The sequence below is a fragment of the Paraburkholderia nodosa genome, from assembly GCF_001718195.1.
Lineage (GTDB): Bacteria > Pseudomonadota > Gammaproteobacteria > Burkholderiales > Burkholderiaceae > Paraburkholderia > Paraburkholderia nodosa_A.
Map to the genome: position 1 here is coordinate 317,891 of NZ_MCNV01000005.1, position 16,672 is coordinate 334,562.

Here is a 16,672-nt window from a genome sequence, read left to right on the forward strand (position 1 = left end):
TCAGTCTAGGCCGCTGGAAATCATGCGGTCAAATAGCGCCAAAAAAGTCTTCTATTCAATATTGATATGGCAAGCTATCGTCTCGATCATGCTGCGTTGCATCGGAGAGCGCGTGAATCTCAGGCAAATTGAAGCGTTTCGGCTCGTGATGCTGCGTGGCTCGATGACGGCCGCGGCGGAGGAACTCGGCTCTTCGCAGCCCAGCATCAGCCGGTTGATCGCGGAGCTGGAAGCGTCAACGGGGTTGACGCTATTCGTGCGCAACGGCGGCCGGATCCATGCGACAGACGCTGGCAGTGCGTTCTATCGCGAGGTGGATCGCAGTTTCGTCGGGCTCGAAAAACTCGAGCATTCGGCGAACGAAATTCGCCAGCTTGGCAGCGGGCGTTTGCGGATCGTTGCGGCGCCAGTGCTGGCGCTGTCGTTTCTGCCTGCGGTGATCGAGCGCTTCGTCGATGCTTATCCGCGCGTGCCTGTGTCGCTGGAAATGCGCAGCGAGAGCACGATCCAGCGTTGGGTGTCGTCGGGCCACTGCGACGCGGGCTTCGCGACGACGACACCTGACGCATTCGGCGTGACGAGCGTCGAACTATACAGGCTGCCGGGTTTGTGCGCGTTACCGGCACACCACCCGCTCGCGGGACGCGAGCACATTCAGGCGGCTGACTTGCGCGGAGAGCGGCTGATCTTGCCTTCGTATGCGGACGATACGCGCACGCCTCTGGATCGCGCGTTGCGGCCGGCGGGCGTGGACCAGGTGCCGGCCATCGAAACGCCGTATGGCGCGACGATATGCGCGATGGTGTCGCGCGGATTGGGCATTGGTATCGTCAATCCACTGGCCGCACTGGAAGCCAATGTGCAGCGCATTGTGTTCCGGCCATTCGAACCGTCGATCTTTTTTCGTGGCTTTATTCTCAATCCGCAGTTTCAGCAAGCCAATCCTGTGGTCGAGACGTTTCTGCAACTGGTCGACAAGACGATGAAACAAGAATTGGCCGCGCTCGGTGTGCAGGCAGGCTGATCTCTCAATGCGATGACTACTGGGAGCCTCGTAGCGCCGGGTAACGGGGCGCTGTCACGTTGACGAAGTGGCCGGGCAAGATGTGTTAATGAAGAAGACCAAATCGCTTTATCAAGGCCACCGGTTTCCGGCGGCGGTCATCGGCCACGCGGTTCGCTGGTATTTCCGGTTCCACCTTAGCCTGCGCGACGTCGAGGGTTGCTGTTCGAGCGCGGTGTGGTCGTGAGCTACTAGACTGTCCGTCGCTGGTGCGACAAATTTGGCGCGAGCTTTGCCCGTCGTGTCAAAGCGGTGCGGCGCAAGCCAAGCCGCACCTGGCATCTCGACGAGATGTTTGTGACGTTGCGCGGTGAACCCTATCTGCTGTGGCGGGCAGTCGATGAACTTGGGGCCGAAATGGACATCCTGCTGCAGAAGCGGCGCGACAAGGCAGCGGCCAAACGCCTTTTCCAGCGCGTGCTGCGCTCCAATCCAGTGCCGCGCAAGATCGTCACGGACCAGCTACGCAGCTACCCGGCCGCGAAAGCAGACATCCCGGAACTGGCGAACGTCAAGCACGTGTTCGTCAAAGCCAGCGCTGGCGTGAACAACCGGGCCGAGAACAGCCACCAGCCCACACGAGAACGCGAGCGGCGCATGCGGGGCTTTCGCGACCGTGCTCGTAAACAAGCTTTCCTCGCGAGCTTCGGCCCGATCCGGCAGCACGTCGCGCTGAAGCGGCATCTGCTCCGCGCTTCGCTATTTCGCAAACATCTCGCAGCTCGATTCACGGCTTGGCGCGAATTCACGGAAGTCACCCAAAATCCGTTCGCTGTTTTCTGAGTCGTGGTCCCGCCTGCCGAAACTTTGTCTCGCTATGGGCAACGTGACAGCGCGCTTCGCGGCAGTGGTTGCTCGACCATGCAGCGAACACCGGTGCGATCGTGTTTCCCGCGCATTTTCCCGAAACGTCGGCCGGTACGATGCGCAAGGGCGCGCACGGCTTCGAATGGCGCTACCTCGACCACCCGCGAAGCTAAGCGGTGAGCCTGACGGGCGCGAGCAATTCCGCGGCGAACATGCCCGCCGCCGACACGGCGTCCACGGCGAAGCAGCCGATGTGCTCGCGGATTGTCGCGGCGAAGCCGATCGTCGAAAGGCCCGTGCAGGAGAACGCGATCACCCGCGCGCCCGCTTCGTGCAACCGGCGCACGGTGTTCAGCGCCGCCGTCTGGCCCTCGGGCGTGAGCAGGTCGTTGGTTTTCGTGACGCCCTCGGGCCGCGCGTACGCGACATCCTCGCCGAGCAGCCGTCGAAAGGGCAGCGGCGCCTGCGCGCCGATGCCCAGCACCGCGACCGGCAGCCCGGTGAGCGCCGCGACGCGCGCCGACGCGCTACCCGCGCTCACCACCGGAACGCCGACCGCCTCGCGCAAAAGCGCAAGCCCGGGGTCGGCCGCGCAGCTCAGAAAGAGCGCACGCGCGCCATCCGCTTCCATTTGCCGGCCGAGCGCGACGATCTTCGGCACGGCGAGCGCTTCCGTGTGCGCGTCGAAGATGCCGGTGGGCTGGTCGGCGATACAGCGCGTGAACGACTCGATGCCGTACTGCGCCTTGATGAGGTGGCCATGCTCCAGCAACACCGCGTCGTCCTGCGTCGTCAGCACGCGAATGATGCCGAGCGTCATCGTTGCACTCGCGAAAGGCTCGCACCGGGCGCAAGCGGTTGCGGCGCTGCGCCGTGCACGAAGCGCACCGCGTCGCGCGGGCCGTGCAGCGTGACGGCGTCCTGCTCCACGCGCAGCCAGTCGCCCTCGGGCAGCCCGATCACGCTCGCATGCGGATTGGCCACGAGATATTCCTCGATACGCTGGTTGCGCGTTTCGCCCTGATGCCCGGAGGGCAGCGCGTTCGTGTAATGCGGATTGATCTGAAAGCCGATCAGATCGAGCGCCGCGAAACCGTTCGGGTCGACGATCGGCATATCGTTAGTCGTGCAGATGGTCGGGCAGGCGAGATTCGCGCCCGCACTCCAGCCGAGGTACCGCACGCCGCCTTTCACGGCTTCGCGCATCGGATCGAGCAGGCGGCGCGCGCGGCATTGCGCGAGCAACTGGAACGTGTTGCCGCCGCCCACGACGATGAGCTGTGTCTGCGCAAGCGCCGCCTGCGCTTCGGCAGCGCTCGCGAACGTATGCACCGAGCGCAACGACACGTTCGCAGGCGCAAGCGCGGCGGCGACCTTGGCCGCGTACTCGTCCCACGTCATCGTCACGCCCGCGAAGGGCACGAAGAGGGCTTCGGTGGTCTGCCGGCCGCCGCCGGGCGAGAGCTCGCGAATCGCGTCGAGCGCGTGAACGAGATAAGCGCCGTCGGGGCCGCGCGAGTTGCTCAGAAGCAGGGCGTTCATTGAAGGACCTCCGCAGTCAGTCGCGCGATGAGCGCGTTGGAAAGGATCACGGGCAAGCCGCTCGCTTCCTGCACGATCTGGCGATGGCGCTCGACGAAACCCATGCAATCGAGAATCAGCAGTTCGGCGCCTTCGTCGCGCAACTGGCGCGCGGCGGCGATCAACTCGCCGGTCTCGTCGGCGTTCCGATACGGCGAGGCGGCGGCGCAGATCGGCGCGCGGTGCAGCCCCGCCCACTTGCGGAACTCGCTGTCGATCTGGCTCACGAGCGGCACGACAATGCCCACCTGGCGCTCGCCCGCGAGCGCGGCGGCCGCGGGCGGCACGATCCGGTCGGGCTCGATGAGCCACGCGGCGCGGCCTTCGAGACCGTGGAACTCGCCGGTGCAGAGCACGAGCACCACGTCGCAGCCTTGCGCAGCGAGCGCATCGATCTTCTCCTGCAACACCGCGCGCACGACCGGCTTGTCGATGACGACGGACGAGCCGTCAAGCAGGCGCGAAACGAGCGTGGCGTTGCCCGGTTGCGGCGCGTAGTGCACTTCAATGGCTTCGCGCGTGAGGCCGTCGAGCACGCCCATGTGCACGCGCGGCAGCGCGGCGGGCAAGTGGGCGTCGAGAATGGGCGTGATGTCGGCGCGCGGCGCCTGGCCGATCGTCAACGTGCCGAGCTTTCGTGTTCTCATGCGGGCCTCCTCATCGACCGGGATGACGCACCTTCAGATGCGCGAGCGAGCCATAAAGTTCGAGCAGGCGCGCATAGTCCTTCTCTTCGTGGAACGCGCAGGTGCCGCGCCCGAATTCCTTGGCGACCTCCACCGCGAACTTGACCGCGAGCGCGATGTCGCCCTCGTGGCTCGCGCCCGTGCCGCAGCCCGGCACCACGCTTTGGGTCGTGATCGCCACGCCCACCACGGGTGCGCTCGTCGCGATGGACGGCTGCATGATGCTGTTCAGGTGATGCACGCCGTTGCCGTACGGCGTGATGTCCTGCGTCGTCACGGGGAAGGTGACCGCGGGCTTGCCGCTCGTCGTCTCCATGATACGGATGAGATCCTCGGACACGCGCAGGATATAGCCATCCTTCACGGTCGGGGAGATCGCGTAGCCGCTGTGGTTGATGATGCGGTTGCCCTTGGTCGTGTCGATCGAGAGCACGGCGTCCATCTCGTCCCAGACTTCGTGGGCGTTGACGTCCTCCGTGTCGATGGGCGAGTCCATGAAGTCGACGGGGTCGTGCGGGCGCGTGGGCGCGGTGGGGCAGACGTGCGTGGTGAGGAACACGTCGCCGGGAAGCGGGTCGCCGTTGCGGCGCATTTGCGCGAGCTTGAGCGCGGCCGCCACGGCGGCGATGGCGCCGTCTGCATCTGACACGAGACCGATGCGCGAAGGCCGCGCGCCAATGCCGCCGAGCCGCCCGACGATGCCCAGCGTTTTGGCCGTGCCGCCGCGGCGCTTGCCGTTGTCGCCGGGAATGGCGATCTTGACGAAATCCGTCGTACCCTTCGGGCCCCCGATCTCGGTCACGTCGACGCTCACGCCTTCGTCGGCGAACGGGGCGAGCAGATCGACTACGGTTTGGCCGCTGGCGTAGCGGCTGTCGAAGGCTTCGAAGACCTGTAGGGTTTGTGCAAGACTCATAGGATGGAACTCGGATTGCAAAGATGATGCGGGGTGAGGAAGCCCACTGCCCGAAGGCGCATGCGCCGCGAGTGAACGCAGCGCGCCGCGTAGGGGCAGGAGGGCGGAATGTTCAGCGCGATTTGATTAGCGAACCGAAGAAGCTGTAGAGTGCGTCGGCGGCGATCACGCCCGCGGCGAACACCTCCATGCTGCTTTTCGCGGCGGGGTTGCGGCGTTCGATCACTAGCCGGATCGCGATACCCGTCACCACGGCCCAGCCGGCGAGCGGGCTCGCGATCAGCAGGCCGGTGGCGAACAGCACGCCGAGCTGGCGCTTCGGGCCGCCCGCGAACTGCAACACGGCGCCCACCACGGCCCAGATCAGCAGGGAATGCAGGATGCCGGGGGCCACGCCCGCCTGAATCGTCGAGACATAGACTTTCGCCACGGGCGGAATCTGGCCGTTCGCAAAGAATGCGTGATGCGCGAGCATCACGACCGGAATGGCGACGACGAACGCGAGCATCGCCGCGATCAACTGCTGACGGCGGCCGGCCAGTTCGAACTCGGGGTCTTCACCGTGCCCGCGCAGAATGAAGCCCGCCTTCAGGTCGTAACCCATGTCGGCGAAAGCGGGGCCGGTGGCGGCGGAAAAGCCGCACAGCGTGACGAGCGAAACGGTCGGAAAGCCGATCAGCATGCCGATCAGCAGCGTGATCAGGGCCACCGCAAAGGCCGGGAACCAGCCCGAGTGCATGGCCGCGATGCCGACGATCAGCTCGTGCACGAAGGCCGCGAGCGCCGCGTAGAAGATGAAGCCCACCAGCATGCCCGGCGACATGTCGCCCCAGATGCCGCTCAGGAACGCGACCAGCGCGGCAAGACCGATGTAGGCGATCGCCCCGAAGCGCAGCGAACTCGCCACGGTGGGCACGGCCGCAAGCTGCGAATCGTCACGCGAACCGCGGCGCGCCGCCTTGTTGCCCTTCTGGTCGCGCAGCACGAGGATGCCGACCTGAATGAGCGCGACGAGTCCCGCGCCGATCATCATGCCGTGCGGAATGTAGGCCTTGTCGATGGCGAAGTGAAAGAGCGGCACGGAATAGCCGCGAATCAAAAAGCCGAGGCCCAGCATGCCGAGCGCCCAGATATTGCCGATGAAGGCCGTGCCGAACGCCGACATCGGGATGCCGAGTGATGAGCCGATCAGACCGACGCCCACGCCCACGCCGAGCAGACGCGCCTGCTTGCCGCCTTCGTCGCCGGCCTTGATCGCCTCCGCCGCCGCGACGCCTTGCGGCCACGTGCCCGTTGCCGGGAACACGCTGGTGCCGAACATGCGGTACAGCATGTAGCCGTCGAGCAGCATGCCGAGCGCGACGCCCGCGAACATCGGCAGCACGAGGTCTTCGCGGCCGAACAGGAAGGGAATGGCAATCGGCAGCAAAAGACTGTTGGCCGCGCCGAACGTTGCGGCGGAGATGGCGCTTTGCGCCAGGTTCTGCACGTGCACGGAACGATAGGCGCCGAAAAAGCGCAAGGGCACGCGCGCGCAGATCATCGCGGCCAGCGCGCCGACGATCGCCGTGTTGGGCGTCACGCCCACTTTGACCAGCAGCTCGATGCCGATGATCGCGCCAAGCACGCTCAGCACGGCGAGCAGCAGCAAATTGGCGGGCGAGAGGGCCATGGGGTGCGCCTGCGGCGCGCGCTGCGCGCCGCAGCTCGCGGGCGCTCCCGCGCCGGGTGGCTGATGGTCAGGCGAATGCGAAGCATGCATGAGTGGTCTCGTCAAAAACGCGCCGATGACTCGACGCGGGTGGCGGATGCTGCGGATTGGAATGAGCGGGCGCGCGGGGGGCGCCCCTTGATTGACTGCATTCAGCGCCGGTTTTTCGGCGTGGAATTCGTGGGAAAGGCGCTCCAGTACGGGTCGCCCAGCGAGCGGCCGATCGTGCGCGCCTGCTCCCGAACGGCTTCGCCGAGCGCCACGAGTGCCGCATCGTCCTGCGCGCCCGCGGGGAAGCTCAGGCAAAACGACAGGCATTCGCCGCTCGACGGGTCGGCGATCGAGCAGCCCACGGAGCACACGCCGTAGAGCGCTTCGTTCTGCGCCAGCGCATAGCCGCGCGAGCGTGTGAGCGCGACTTCGTCGAGCAGGGCGTCGAGCGTGGCGGGCCCGCGCGCCGGGGCGCGGGAGTCGCTGAAAGGCGCATCGGCGCCGATATCCGCGGCGTTGGCGTTCACGGTCTGCGCGCCCTCCGGGCGCAAGCCTTGCGGGAAACGCGCGCGGATCTGCTCGTCCGTTTCGCGGGCAAGCAGCGCGCGGCCCGTGGAGGTCGCCCACGAGGCCGAGCGGTGGCCGGGGTTCGTCATCGCGCGAAAGGCGAGGGAACCCGGTCGCACGCGCAGCACCACCACGTCATTGCCTTCGAGCACCGAAACGTAGCCCGTATGCCCAAAACGCTCGCCGAGCGTTTCGAGCGCCAGCGCGCACATGTCGATCAGCGCGCTGGACGAGCGCACGAGATGGCTCAGTTCGAGCAGGAGCATCGAGGGCCGGTAGGCGAGCGATTTCTTGTCGCGCTCCAGCAGCCCGGCTTCGCTCATTTGCTTGAGGACCCGCGAGGCGGAACTTTTTGGCATGCCTAACTGATCGACGAGGTCGATCATCGACATCTCGCGCTGCTCGCGCGCCATCAGGCGCAGAACGCTCGTTGCTGTTTCGAGAATGCTCATCCGTGCCTCACTCGTTCGTCGCTTGCTGCTGCATTATCGTTGCCTCTTTACTATGGTTCCATTTTGCGGAACCGAGTTCCAATTGCTCGAATATCGTAACGAAGGAAAGGCAGCCCGGAAAGCGTTTCAAAAATAATTTGTGCTCCAAACCACATGACCCCGGCAGCTGCATCAAAACGTTTTTTTGCGACGCCAACTAGCGCTTAGAATAAATTTCAATCTGGAACGCGGTTCCAAAATACGGAACCAAACAACGAGGAAGCTTCTGTGAACGTGCATTGCAGGCGTTGAAAATCCGGCGGCATCGGTCACGCTGAAAAAGGCACGCCTGAGGGACGGCCAAAGCATCGGTTCTGATCCATGCGCGGGGTGACAACCACCGCGCGGGTGGCACTCGTCCCTTGCATCGCGCAACGTCGCCTTCGCCGACCAGGAACATGTTTGAAACACAGATTCATTGATTAGTACTACCAATATTTTTAATCAGACCACTACTGAAGAAGGGGTAAAAGGATGTTGAAGAAGTTCGCATTGGCAGGCGGTGTCGCCATGTCGGTACTCGGCACGCAGCCGGCGCACGCACAAGGCTCCATGATCCTGTACGGCATCATCGACGAGGGCTTGACGTACACGAGCAACCAGAAGGGCTCGTCGGCGGTTCAGCTTCAATCCGGCAAGCTGGGCGGAAGCCGTTGGGGTTTGAAGGGCGAGGAAGCGCTGGGCAACGGGCTGAGCGCCATCTTCAATCTGGAAAACGGCTTCAACGCGACCAACGGCACCAATAGCGCGGGACGCATGTTCGCGCGCACCGCCATTGTCGGCTTGAGCCAGAAGGGCATGGGCACGGTGACGTTCGGCCGCCAGACCGACTCGCTCGCGGATATCGTCGCGCCGTTCTTCGGCTCGGGCTACTGGACCCCGGCGACGCATATCGGCGATAACGACGACATGAACTGGTACTTCCGCGTCAACAACTCGGTGAAGCTCACGACCGAGACGATTTCCGGCTTCAAGTTCTCCAGCATCTACGGCTTCAGCAACCAGGCCGGCGCGTTCGCCAACAACCGCGAATGGTCGGCGGCCGCGAGCTATGCAAACGGGCCGCTCTCGTTCGGCGCGGGCTACATGCTGATGAATCATCCGAATTCGACGTCGAACACGAGCGGCGCGCTGGGTGGCGCGTCGTCATCGAACGGCGACGACTACGGCACCGCATTTTTCTATGGCCTGGACGGCGGCGTGGCGCGGCAGCAGGTGGTGGGGACCGGGGTGGGCTATGTCGTCGGCGCGGCGCAGTTCGGCCTTGGCTACAGCAACGTGCAACTCGACTACAACGACGGCGCGCAGCGCAAGCTCAACAATCTCGACGCGAACCTGCGCTACCGCGTGAGCGCGCCACTTTCCCTGATCGCCGACTACACGTTCACGTTTGGCACTGCCGACCACGTGGCCGGTTCGAGCGAGCATCTGAAGCCGCGCTGGCATCAGTTGACGCTCGGCGTGGACTATGCGATGAGCAAACGCACGGAGTTCTATGCATCGGCCGAGTATCAGCTCGCCGCGGGGGAAGCATCGATCGCTGTGGGCAACACGCTCCAGAAGTTCGCCTACATCCAGTCCTCGGGCGGCCCCTCGTCGAGCCCTTCGCAGGTCGCGGTGTCCGTTGGCATTCGCCACAAGTTCTGAGCGGTTCGCGCAAGCCGATGCCGCTCATCGCTTGCGCGTGGCGGCGCGCGGCGTTCCACGCTTCGCGCGCGCAACGTCTGGCCGGACGTGGCTTGCCAGCAATTGTTCGAACCAGTCGGCAAACACCAGAATGGGGTCCCCGTGATTTTCATGCCGTTGACCGGGTTAGCGGGCTCCAGACCTGACAAGGTTTTGCGGTCTATCCCTTTATAAAGTCTCCGTAGAATCAAGAGCTTGCTGTTTGTCTTCCCCGGAGGCCCGCAGTGCCTCGCCCCCAATTGTCAAGGCGGTATTGTTGGCATAGTCTGAGTGGTTCCCCTTTCGGCTGCGGAGCGGACGGCGATGGAACACTGGCGGCAGACCTATCTCGGGATGCGGTCCATCCCGCACACGCTCAACGAGTTCGAGTTCGCCACGTTCTTCACGTTTTCCGCGAAGGAATGCGCGTTAATCAATGCCCGTCGCCGACACGTCTACCGCTTCGCGCTGGCGCTGCACATTGGTTTCGTGCGCATGACCGGTCGCACGCTCGATCCTTGCCGGTACGTGCCACGTAATCTCTGGCAGCACCTGGAGCAACAGCTTCAGCATTGAATCGCCCGATCTCGGAACTATGACGTCGCTGTACGACGGCCATACCGACACGCTGGTCGAACATCAGGCCTGCGCATACCAGGCGCTCGGCTTCGGCCTCATGACCGAACACCAACGCCGCTATATGATGCGCTGGCTCAAAGCCGCGCTCTCGGGCCGGCAAGATCGTAATGGTCTGCTGCACGAACTCAAATGCTGGCTCTAGGAACACCGGATCCTGTTGCCGCGCGATCGCACCTTGCGGGAACTGATCGAGCAGGCCATCCGGGACGTCGAAACCACGCTCACGGGCGGCCTTACGCAGGCCCTTGGCGAGCCACACTGGATCGTTGGGGCAAGCTGCTGCCGAAGCCCCATGGCGAGGCATCGAGCCTGCAGCAATGGCTGTGGTCGGTGCCGCTGCGCAATTCGACGCGACAGATGAGCGAACTCTTGCGCAAGCTCGACTATCTGGTCGAGCTCGGTGTACGGGTGCAGTGGCCCGACACATGCAACGAAGCTACCCGACAGCTGGCGCACGAATGTGCTACGCGAATGGAACAACGCGGGCCGCAAACAAACTATCGCGCTCTGCTATATCGAAAGGAGCAAGGTCTCGTCCCGACAAATTGATGTAATCCTCATCCCGCAACACCCGTGTATGACGAACGGCGAACTTTCCCGTGACGCCGCGATCTACGTCCCCCCGCTTGCACCCTCTCGATCTTCATCCCATCCTCCGCACCATCTTCGGGCGCGGAAATTCCCGATTGCGCGTCGAATTTTTTTCCAGTTGCGCCGCATTTTTTTGATTGTGCATTATGCGTTGTGCACAATACAAACGCACACCACGTACCGATGGGGATGTCCATGAGTCTCTTTGCGTTTGCCTCTGCGCCAGCAGTGGGTGCAATCGATACGACGCGCGCGTCGGGTACGGACCGCCTGAAGGTCCAGCAACTCAGTCATGCATTTCGGACTGCCGATGGTGTTGACGTGCCGATCTTCGAGCGCCTCGACTTCAGCGTGAAGGGCGGCGAGATCGTGTCGATCGTCGGTCGCAGCGGCGCCGGCAAGAGCACGCTGTTCAATCTCGTTTCTGGGCTGATCCATCCGCAATCGGGCCATGTCAGCGTGGGTGCGCGAGAAGATGGGAGCGCGGGCCGCATCGCCTACATGCTGCAAAAGGATCTGCTGATGCCGTGGCGCACGGTATTGCAGAACGCGGTGCTCGGTATCGAGCTGTATCGCAGGGTCAAAGCGGCTGATTACGAACGCGCGCACCAGATGCTGTCGCGTTACGGCCTGGGAGCCGTGGCCGACGCCTATCCGCATTCACTTTCCGGCGGCATGCGACAGCGCGTGGCGCTGACGCGCACGCTGCTCGTCGATCCTACACTGGTGCTGCTCGACGAGCCGTTTTCAGCGCTCGACTATGAAACACGGCTCGCACTCGAAGACGATGTGATGGCGCTGCGTGATCAAAGCGGCACGAGCGTCGTGCTCGTCACACACGATATCGAGGAGGCAATCGCTGTAAGCGACCGCGTGATCCTGCTGGGCGGCCGCCCAGCGCGCATCGAAGACGACATCGACGTGCGCCTCACCACGCACGGCCCGCGCACTGCCGTGTCGGCGCGCGAGGCGCCCGAATTCCGCACCTTCCATTCACGCGTCTGGAACGGACTGCGCAGCCATACCATCCAGCACTCGGGAGCCACGGCATGAGCGACGTAGCAATGTCATCCAACACGCCAGTGCGCCAGCGCAAGAAGCAGCGCAACGCGGCGACGCTCGGCACCACGGGCGCCGTTGCGCTGATCGTCGTCGCGCTCATCGCGCTGTGGCAGGTGGCCGTTTCGGCAGGCTGGATCAACGGCAAACTGCTCGGCTCGCCTGCCGGCATCTGGCTGGCCGCGCGGCAGGGGCTCAACGGCGGCACGTTGGTCAGCGACACGCTCGTCACGCTCTACGAAACCGTGCTCGGTCTCGCGGTGGGCAGCGGGCTCGGCATCGGGCTCGGTTTGCTGCTGTGGTTCGTGCCGCGTGTTTCGGGCGTCGCCGAAGGCCTGTCAGTCATTCTGAACAGTATCCCGAAGATCGCGCTAGGACCGCTCATCGTCATCTGGTTCGGCTCGGACACGACGTCGAAAGTGTGGCTCGCCGGCATTTCCACCTTCGCGGTAGCAATGATCTCTTCGTGTGCCGCCGCGCGCGAAGTCGACAAGGACCTGCTCAACCTGTTCCGCTCGTTCAACGCGAAGCCTTCGATGATCTTCACCAAGCTCATTTTGCCGGGCGCGATGCCGTGGGTGTTTTCCACGCTGCGCGTGAACATCGGCTTCGCGCTGATCGGCGCGGTGGTGGGCGAGTACATCGCTTCGCAGGCGGGGTTGGGACACGAAGTGTTCGTCGCGGGATCGCTGTTCGATCTGAACACCGTGTGGCTCGGCATCATCGTGCTCACGCTGATGGCGACGCTCTTGAGCTGGATCGTTCAATTCACGGAAGCAAAGGTCATTTCATGGAAGGCAAAACGATGAAACGGATGAACGTACGCATGGACGCGATCGCGGCGGCTGTCGCGGTAACGGGGTTCGCAGCGCAACTGCCCGCGCAGGCGGGAGAGCCGGTGACGGTGTATCAGGCATTCCAGTCCATCCAGTATCTGCCGCTCTACGTGGCGATCGACAAGGGCATCTTCACGAAGAACGGCCTCGACGTGCAGAAGGTTACGGCGGGCAGCGGCGCGGCGGGCGTGGCGGCCGTGATCGGCGGCCATGCGGACTTCTCGCTGCAGGACCCGATGACAGCGGTGCTCGCGAATCTCAAGGGCGCGAGCGTGATCAGCGTGGCGAACGTGGTAGCGGGCGTGCCCGTGTGGGTGATCGCGCCGCCCGATGCCGGCGTGCATCAGCCCGGCGACATGTCGAGCAAGAGCGTGGCCGTCGCGCTGCCGCCATCGACCAGTACCTATCTGCTGCAACGTCTCATCAAGGACCAGAAGATCGAGAAGGTCTCGCTCAATACGGTGCAACTCGGTACGGAGCTCGCGCCCGTCAGCGCGGGCCGCAGCCAGGCGGCGGCCGTGTACGAACCGCAGGCCGACACCGGTATCGCACAGGGCTACAGGATCGTGTACGGCTTTCCGAAGGCCTATCCGGGTGGCTACGCATTCTCGACCATCGACACGCTCGCCTCGACCATCAAGGACAAGCCGAAGATGGTGGCAGCGTTCGTCAAGTCGATCGCCGAGGCCGAGGCGCTCATCCATCAGTCGCCGCAGACGGCCAAGGATGTCGCGAAGAGCGAGTTCCCGTCGCTCGACCCGAAGATCGTGGAAGCGGCCGTGGGGCGGCTGATCGACCAGAACATCTACGCGCCGACGCCCGATATTTCCGAACAGGCGTTCCGCAACGCGCTGGATTTGCAGGAATCGATCGGCAATATCAAGCCGGGCGCCGCAACCTATGCGGGGTCGGTCGACAATTCGTTTGCGGCTTCGCTGGCAAAATAAGGCATCCGCAGTCATTGCCGGCAATCGACCCACGCGTTCGCGTGCCCCCGTGCCCGAACGCTTCGAATGGAAGTACAACATGACCGAAGCCACCCCGTCGTTCGTGACGGAGCTGATCGCGCAACGCGGCAATGCCGCGTCGAGCCGCGCCCGCCTCGACGCGGCCATCGCGCGCGCCGACGCGCTCGAACCCACGCTGCACGCCTTTGCGTACCGCCCCGAAGCGTATGTCGAGCCGGATGCGTGCACGCCGCTCGCGGGTCTGCCCGTTGGCGTGAAGGACCTGATCGACACCATCGACATGCCGACCGCGTACGGCTCGCCGATCTATCGCGACCATCGCCCGCAGGCGGATGCCGCCATCGTGACGAAGCTGCGCCAGTATGGCGCGCTGGTATTCGGCAAGACCGTGACCACGGAATTCGCGTGGCGGCAGCCCGGCCCGACCGTCAACCCGTGGAGCAACACGCACACGCCGGGCGGCTCGTCGAGCGGTTCTGCTGCGGCCGTGGGCGCCGGCATCGTGCCGCTCGCGCTCGGCACGCAAACGGTCGGCTCGGTGATCCGGCCGGCTGCGTATTGCGGCGTGGTCGGCTACAAGCCGAGCTATGGCAGCATCACGCGCGATGGCGTGCATCCGCTCGCCGCGTCGCTCGATCACATTGGATTTTTCGCGCAGTCGGTGGAAACGGCCGCGCTCGCGCATGCGCTCTTCGTGGCCGGACGCCCGGAGGCGATCGAAAGCGTGGAGAGCTGGCAGGCGTGGTTCGCGCCGCTCGCCGTGCCGCCGCGTCTCGGCGTGGTGCGCACGCCTTTCGATGCGCGCCTGCAGGACGAGCAAAAGGCCAATTTCGAAGCATCGCTTGCGCAGTTGCGCTCAGCAGGCGCTGAGGTGGTCGAAATCGGATTCGGCGCGGATCTCGCGCGGATCGTCGATGTGCTGCAGGTAATCCTGCGCGTGGAGGCGTGGCACGCAATCGGCCCGGTGTCGGAGTATCACCGCGCGCAACTCAGCGATCACATGCAGGCGCTCATCGACGAAGGCGCAGCGATGCCCGAAGCGCGCTACCGAGACGCACTGGCTTTGCAGTCCGCGCTGCGCGCGGAATCGGCGGCGCTGCTCGCGGGCTGCGACGCGCTCGTGAGCGTAACGGCGACGGGCGCAGCCCCCGAAGGTCTCGACGATACGGGCGACCCTGTCTTCTGCGCGCCGTGGAGCCTGCTCGGCGTGCCTGCCGTGACGGTGCCGTCGGGCTGGACAGCGCAGAGCTTGCCGCTGGGTTTTCAGATCGTCGGCGCATTCGGCGAGGATCTGGCGACACTGCGCACGGCAGCGTGGGTCGAAGCCGCGATCGGTGCGAAGCGTGACCTCCCTCTCGATGCACGCAACGAATCTGCCGCCTGACCTTTCGCGCCAACGCGCAAACACGGGCATGGACGGGCGCAAACAGACGCCGGCAGATCAGACCACAAAGAGGGGACGCCATGGGCAAGCCATATCGCACGATTCAGGAATACGTACTGGGCACGCTGCGCGTGGAGATCCTGCAAGGCGTCTATGCGGCTGGCACAAGGCTGCGCCAGGAGGAAGTCGCGAAGCGTCTCGGCGTGAGCACGACACCTGTTCGCGAGGCGTTTCGGGACCTGCGCGCGGAGGGGCTCGTCGCGATCGATCCGAACAAGGGAGTCGAAGTGCGCGGCCTGACGGCGGACGACGTCAGCGAAATATACGAGTTGCGCATGATGCTCGAACCGATGCTCGCGGCACGGGCCTGTCTGAACGCGAGCGCTGAGCAACTCGACACCGCGAACGTGTGTCACGAAGCGATGAGTGCGGTCGCACCGACTTCCGAGCAATGGACACTGCTCAACGAGGAGTTTCATCAGGCTCTGATGCAAAGCGAAGCCAGCGCGCGGCTGTTCGAGGTCGTGCGCGGGCTGTCGCTGCTCGCAAGACCCTATGTCTCGCTATCCATGTATGTGCAGCCCGATATCATGGCGAGCAATAACGAAGAGCATGCGCATCTGCTGGCTGCCTGGCGTGCGCGCGACGCGGACGCGGTGCGCGAGCAGACGCGCGTGCATCTGCTCAATACGCGCGATGCAATTGTCGCGTGCGTCGATCAGTCGGCGCGCCCGCTGCCAGTGTGATTCACTGTGTGATCCACTAGCAGCGTCACGACTCGCGTCGCTTCTTGCATCACCAGCCGCTGCACTAACCGACCGCCTGGTCTCTGGCATCTCAATCACGATCCGCATGTCCGAAGCCCTGCTGGAACTGTCCGCCGTCGAGGCACGGCGCCTGATCGGCGCAGGCGAGCTTTCGCCCGTCGATCTGCTCGACGCGTGTCTCGCGCGCATCGAAGCCATCGAGCCGTCCGTCGACGCGCTCGCCGCCACCGCGTTCGAGCGTGCGCGCGACGAGGCGCTGCGTGCACAGGAAGCCGTCGCGCGCCGCGAACCGCTCGGCCTGTAGCACGGCCTGCCCATCGGCGTGAAGGATCTCGAAGAGACGGCCGGCCTGTTGACCACCTACGGCTCGCCGCTCTATCGCGACCACGTGCCCGTCGCAGACAACGCTTTCGTTGCACGTCTGCGTGCTGCTGGCGCGATCGTCGCCACGAAAACGAACACGCCTGAAATGGACGCGGGCGCCAACACACGCGACGCGGTGTGGGGCGCGACGGGCAACCCGTTCGATCCGCGCCTGAACGCGGGCTCGTCCGGCGGCTCGGCTGTGGCGCTCGCGACGGGCATGTTGCCGCTCGCCACGGGTTCGGACCTCGGCGGTTCACTGCGCATTCCCGCCGCGCTGTGCGGTGTGGTGCGTTTCCGCGCGTCGCTGGGCCTGGTGCCGTCGGCGCATCGGCTGCTGGGATGGGCGCCGAACTGGATCAGCGGACCGATGGGCCGCTGCGTCGCCGACGTGCGTCTGCAACTGGCCGCCGTCGCGGGACACGCAGCCGCCGATCCGAGAGGTGGCCGCGCAAAATCGGACAGCGGGATAAGGCAGTTTATCTCTATGGCATGGTCGTGTGCCACGACGGGGCCCTTCGCATCGTGAGGGCCGTGGACGCGCGACTCCATGGAAGCCGCCTGCCAAACCGGTCGCCCATGTCAGC

The 16,672-nt window shown here is 64.6% G+C and carries 13 protein-coding genes and 3 pseudogenes; 10 read left to right on the top strand and 6 right to left on the bottom strand.

Translation table 11 applies throughout. The features are described 5' to 3' along the window. Positions 1-112 precede the first annotated feature (112 nt). Both BFD71_RS12560 and BFD71_RS12565 read left to right on the top strand, forming a co-directional pair. Entirely contained in the window at positions 113-1,024 is a 912-nt protein-coding gene (locus tag BFD71_RS12560) for a LysR substrate-binding domain-containing protein (protein ID WP_069264202.1), read from the top strand. Between the two features lie 88 nt (positions 1,025-1,112). Beyond that, positions 1,113-1,846: pseudogene (locus BFD71_RS12565) on the top strand (IS6 family transposase). 193 nt (positions 1,847-2,039) lie between these two features. Here BFD71_RS12565 and BFD71_RS12570 read toward each other — a convergent pair. The 6 genes from BFD71_RS12570 to BFD71_RS12595 all read right to left on the bottom strand — a co-directional run bounded on the left by BFD71_RS12570 (position 2,040) and on the right by BFD71_RS12595 (position 7,774). After that, a complete protein-coding gene (locus BFD71_RS12570) occupies positions 2,040-2,690 on the bottom strand; it encodes an aspartate/glutamate racemase family protein (RefSeq protein WP_069264099.1) in 651 nt (216 codons plus the stop codon). After that, positions 2,687-3,412 (bottom strand): dipeptidase PepE, encoded by a 726-nt coding sequence (gene pepE, locus BFD71_RS12575; RefSeq protein ID WP_069264101.1) that lies wholly within the window; start codon positions 3,410-3,412, stop codon positions 2,687-2,689. The genes BFD71_RS12570 and pepE overlap by 4 nt, the downstream gene beginning before the upstream one ends. Continuing rightward, entirely contained in the window at positions 3,409-4,098 is a 690-nt protein-coding gene (locus BFD71_RS12580) for an AroM family protein (protein WP_069264103.1), read from the bottom strand. The genes pepE and BFD71_RS12580 overlap by 4 nt, the downstream gene beginning before the upstream one ends. 10 nt (positions 4,099-4,108) lie before the next feature. After that, positions 4,109-5,053 carry a DUF1177 domain-containing protein gene (locus BFD71_RS12585; protein ID WP_069264105.1) on the bottom strand — a complete coding sequence of 315 codons (945 nt, stop codon included), beginning with the start codon at positions 5,051-5,053 and terminating at the stop codon, positions 4,109-4,111. Between the two features lie 112 nt (positions 5,054-5,165). Then, positions 5,166-6,815 carry an OPT/YSL family transporter gene (locus tag BFD71_RS12590; RefSeq protein ID WP_083245217.1) on the bottom strand — a complete coding sequence of 550 codons (1,650 nt, stop codon included), beginning with the start codon at positions 6,813-6,815 and terminating at the stop codon, positions 5,166-5,168. Between the two features lie 101 nt (positions 6,816-6,916). Beyond that, complete coding sequence (locus tag BFD71_RS12595) at positions 6,917-7,774, bottom strand: IclR family transcriptional regulator (protein WP_069264107.1); 858 nt, start codon at positions 7,772-7,774, stop codon at positions 6,917-6,919. A gap of 513 nt (positions 7,775-8,287) precedes the next feature. On the opposite strand from BFD71_RS12595, the gene BFD71_RS12600 reads away from it, so the two are divergent. From BFD71_RS12600 to BFD71_RS12640, 8 genes and pseudogenes are all read left to right on the top strand, one after another. Next, positions 8,288-9,460, top strand: a complete 1,173-nt coding sequence (locus BFD71_RS12600) for a porin (RefSeq protein ID WP_069264109.1) — start codon at positions 8,288-8,290, stop codon at positions 9,458-9,460. 342 nt (positions 9,461-9,802) lie between these two features. Further along, positions 9,803-10,588: pseudogene (locus BFD71_RS43050) on the top strand (DUF4158 domain-containing protein); the annotation flags it as partial. 315 nt (positions 10,589-10,903) lie between these two features. Next, on the top strand, positions 10,904-11,761 hold the full coding sequence (locus tag BFD71_RS12615) for an ABC transporter ATP-binding protein (protein WP_256094646.1): 858 nt from the start codon (positions 10,904-10,906) through the stop codon (positions 11,759-11,761). Next, positions 11,758-12,576 (top strand): ABC transporter permease, encoded by an 819-nt coding sequence (locus tag BFD71_RS12620; protein WP_069264118.1) that lies wholly within the window; start codon positions 11,758-11,760, stop codon positions 12,574-12,576. The genes BFD71_RS12615 and BFD71_RS12620 overlap by 4 nt, the downstream gene beginning before the upstream one ends. Beyond that, positions 12,573-13,550: an ABC transporter substrate-binding protein gene (locus BFD71_RS12625; RefSeq protein ID WP_069264120.1), complete on the top strand. Its 978-nt coding sequence runs from the start codon at positions 12,573-12,575 to the stop codon at positions 13,548-13,550. Before BFD71_RS12620 ends, BFD71_RS12625 begins: the two co-directional genes overlap by 4 nt. A gap of 79 nt (positions 13,551-13,629) precedes the next feature. Next, entirely contained in the window at positions 13,630-14,955 is a 1,326-nt protein-coding gene (locus tag BFD71_RS12630; RefSeq protein WP_069264206.1) for an amidase, read from the top strand. 80 nt (positions 14,956-15,035) lie between these two features. Then, positions 15,036-15,701 (top strand): GntR family transcriptional regulator, encoded by a 666-nt coding sequence (locus tag BFD71_RS12635; RefSeq protein ID WP_069264122.1) that lies wholly within the window; start codon positions 15,036-15,038, stop codon positions 15,699-15,701. Between the two features lie 106 nt (positions 15,702-15,807). Then, a pseudogene (locus BFD71_RS12640) lies at positions 15,808-16,524 on the top strand (amidase); the annotation flags it as partial. Between the last annotated feature and the right edge of the window lie 148 nt (positions 16,525-16,672).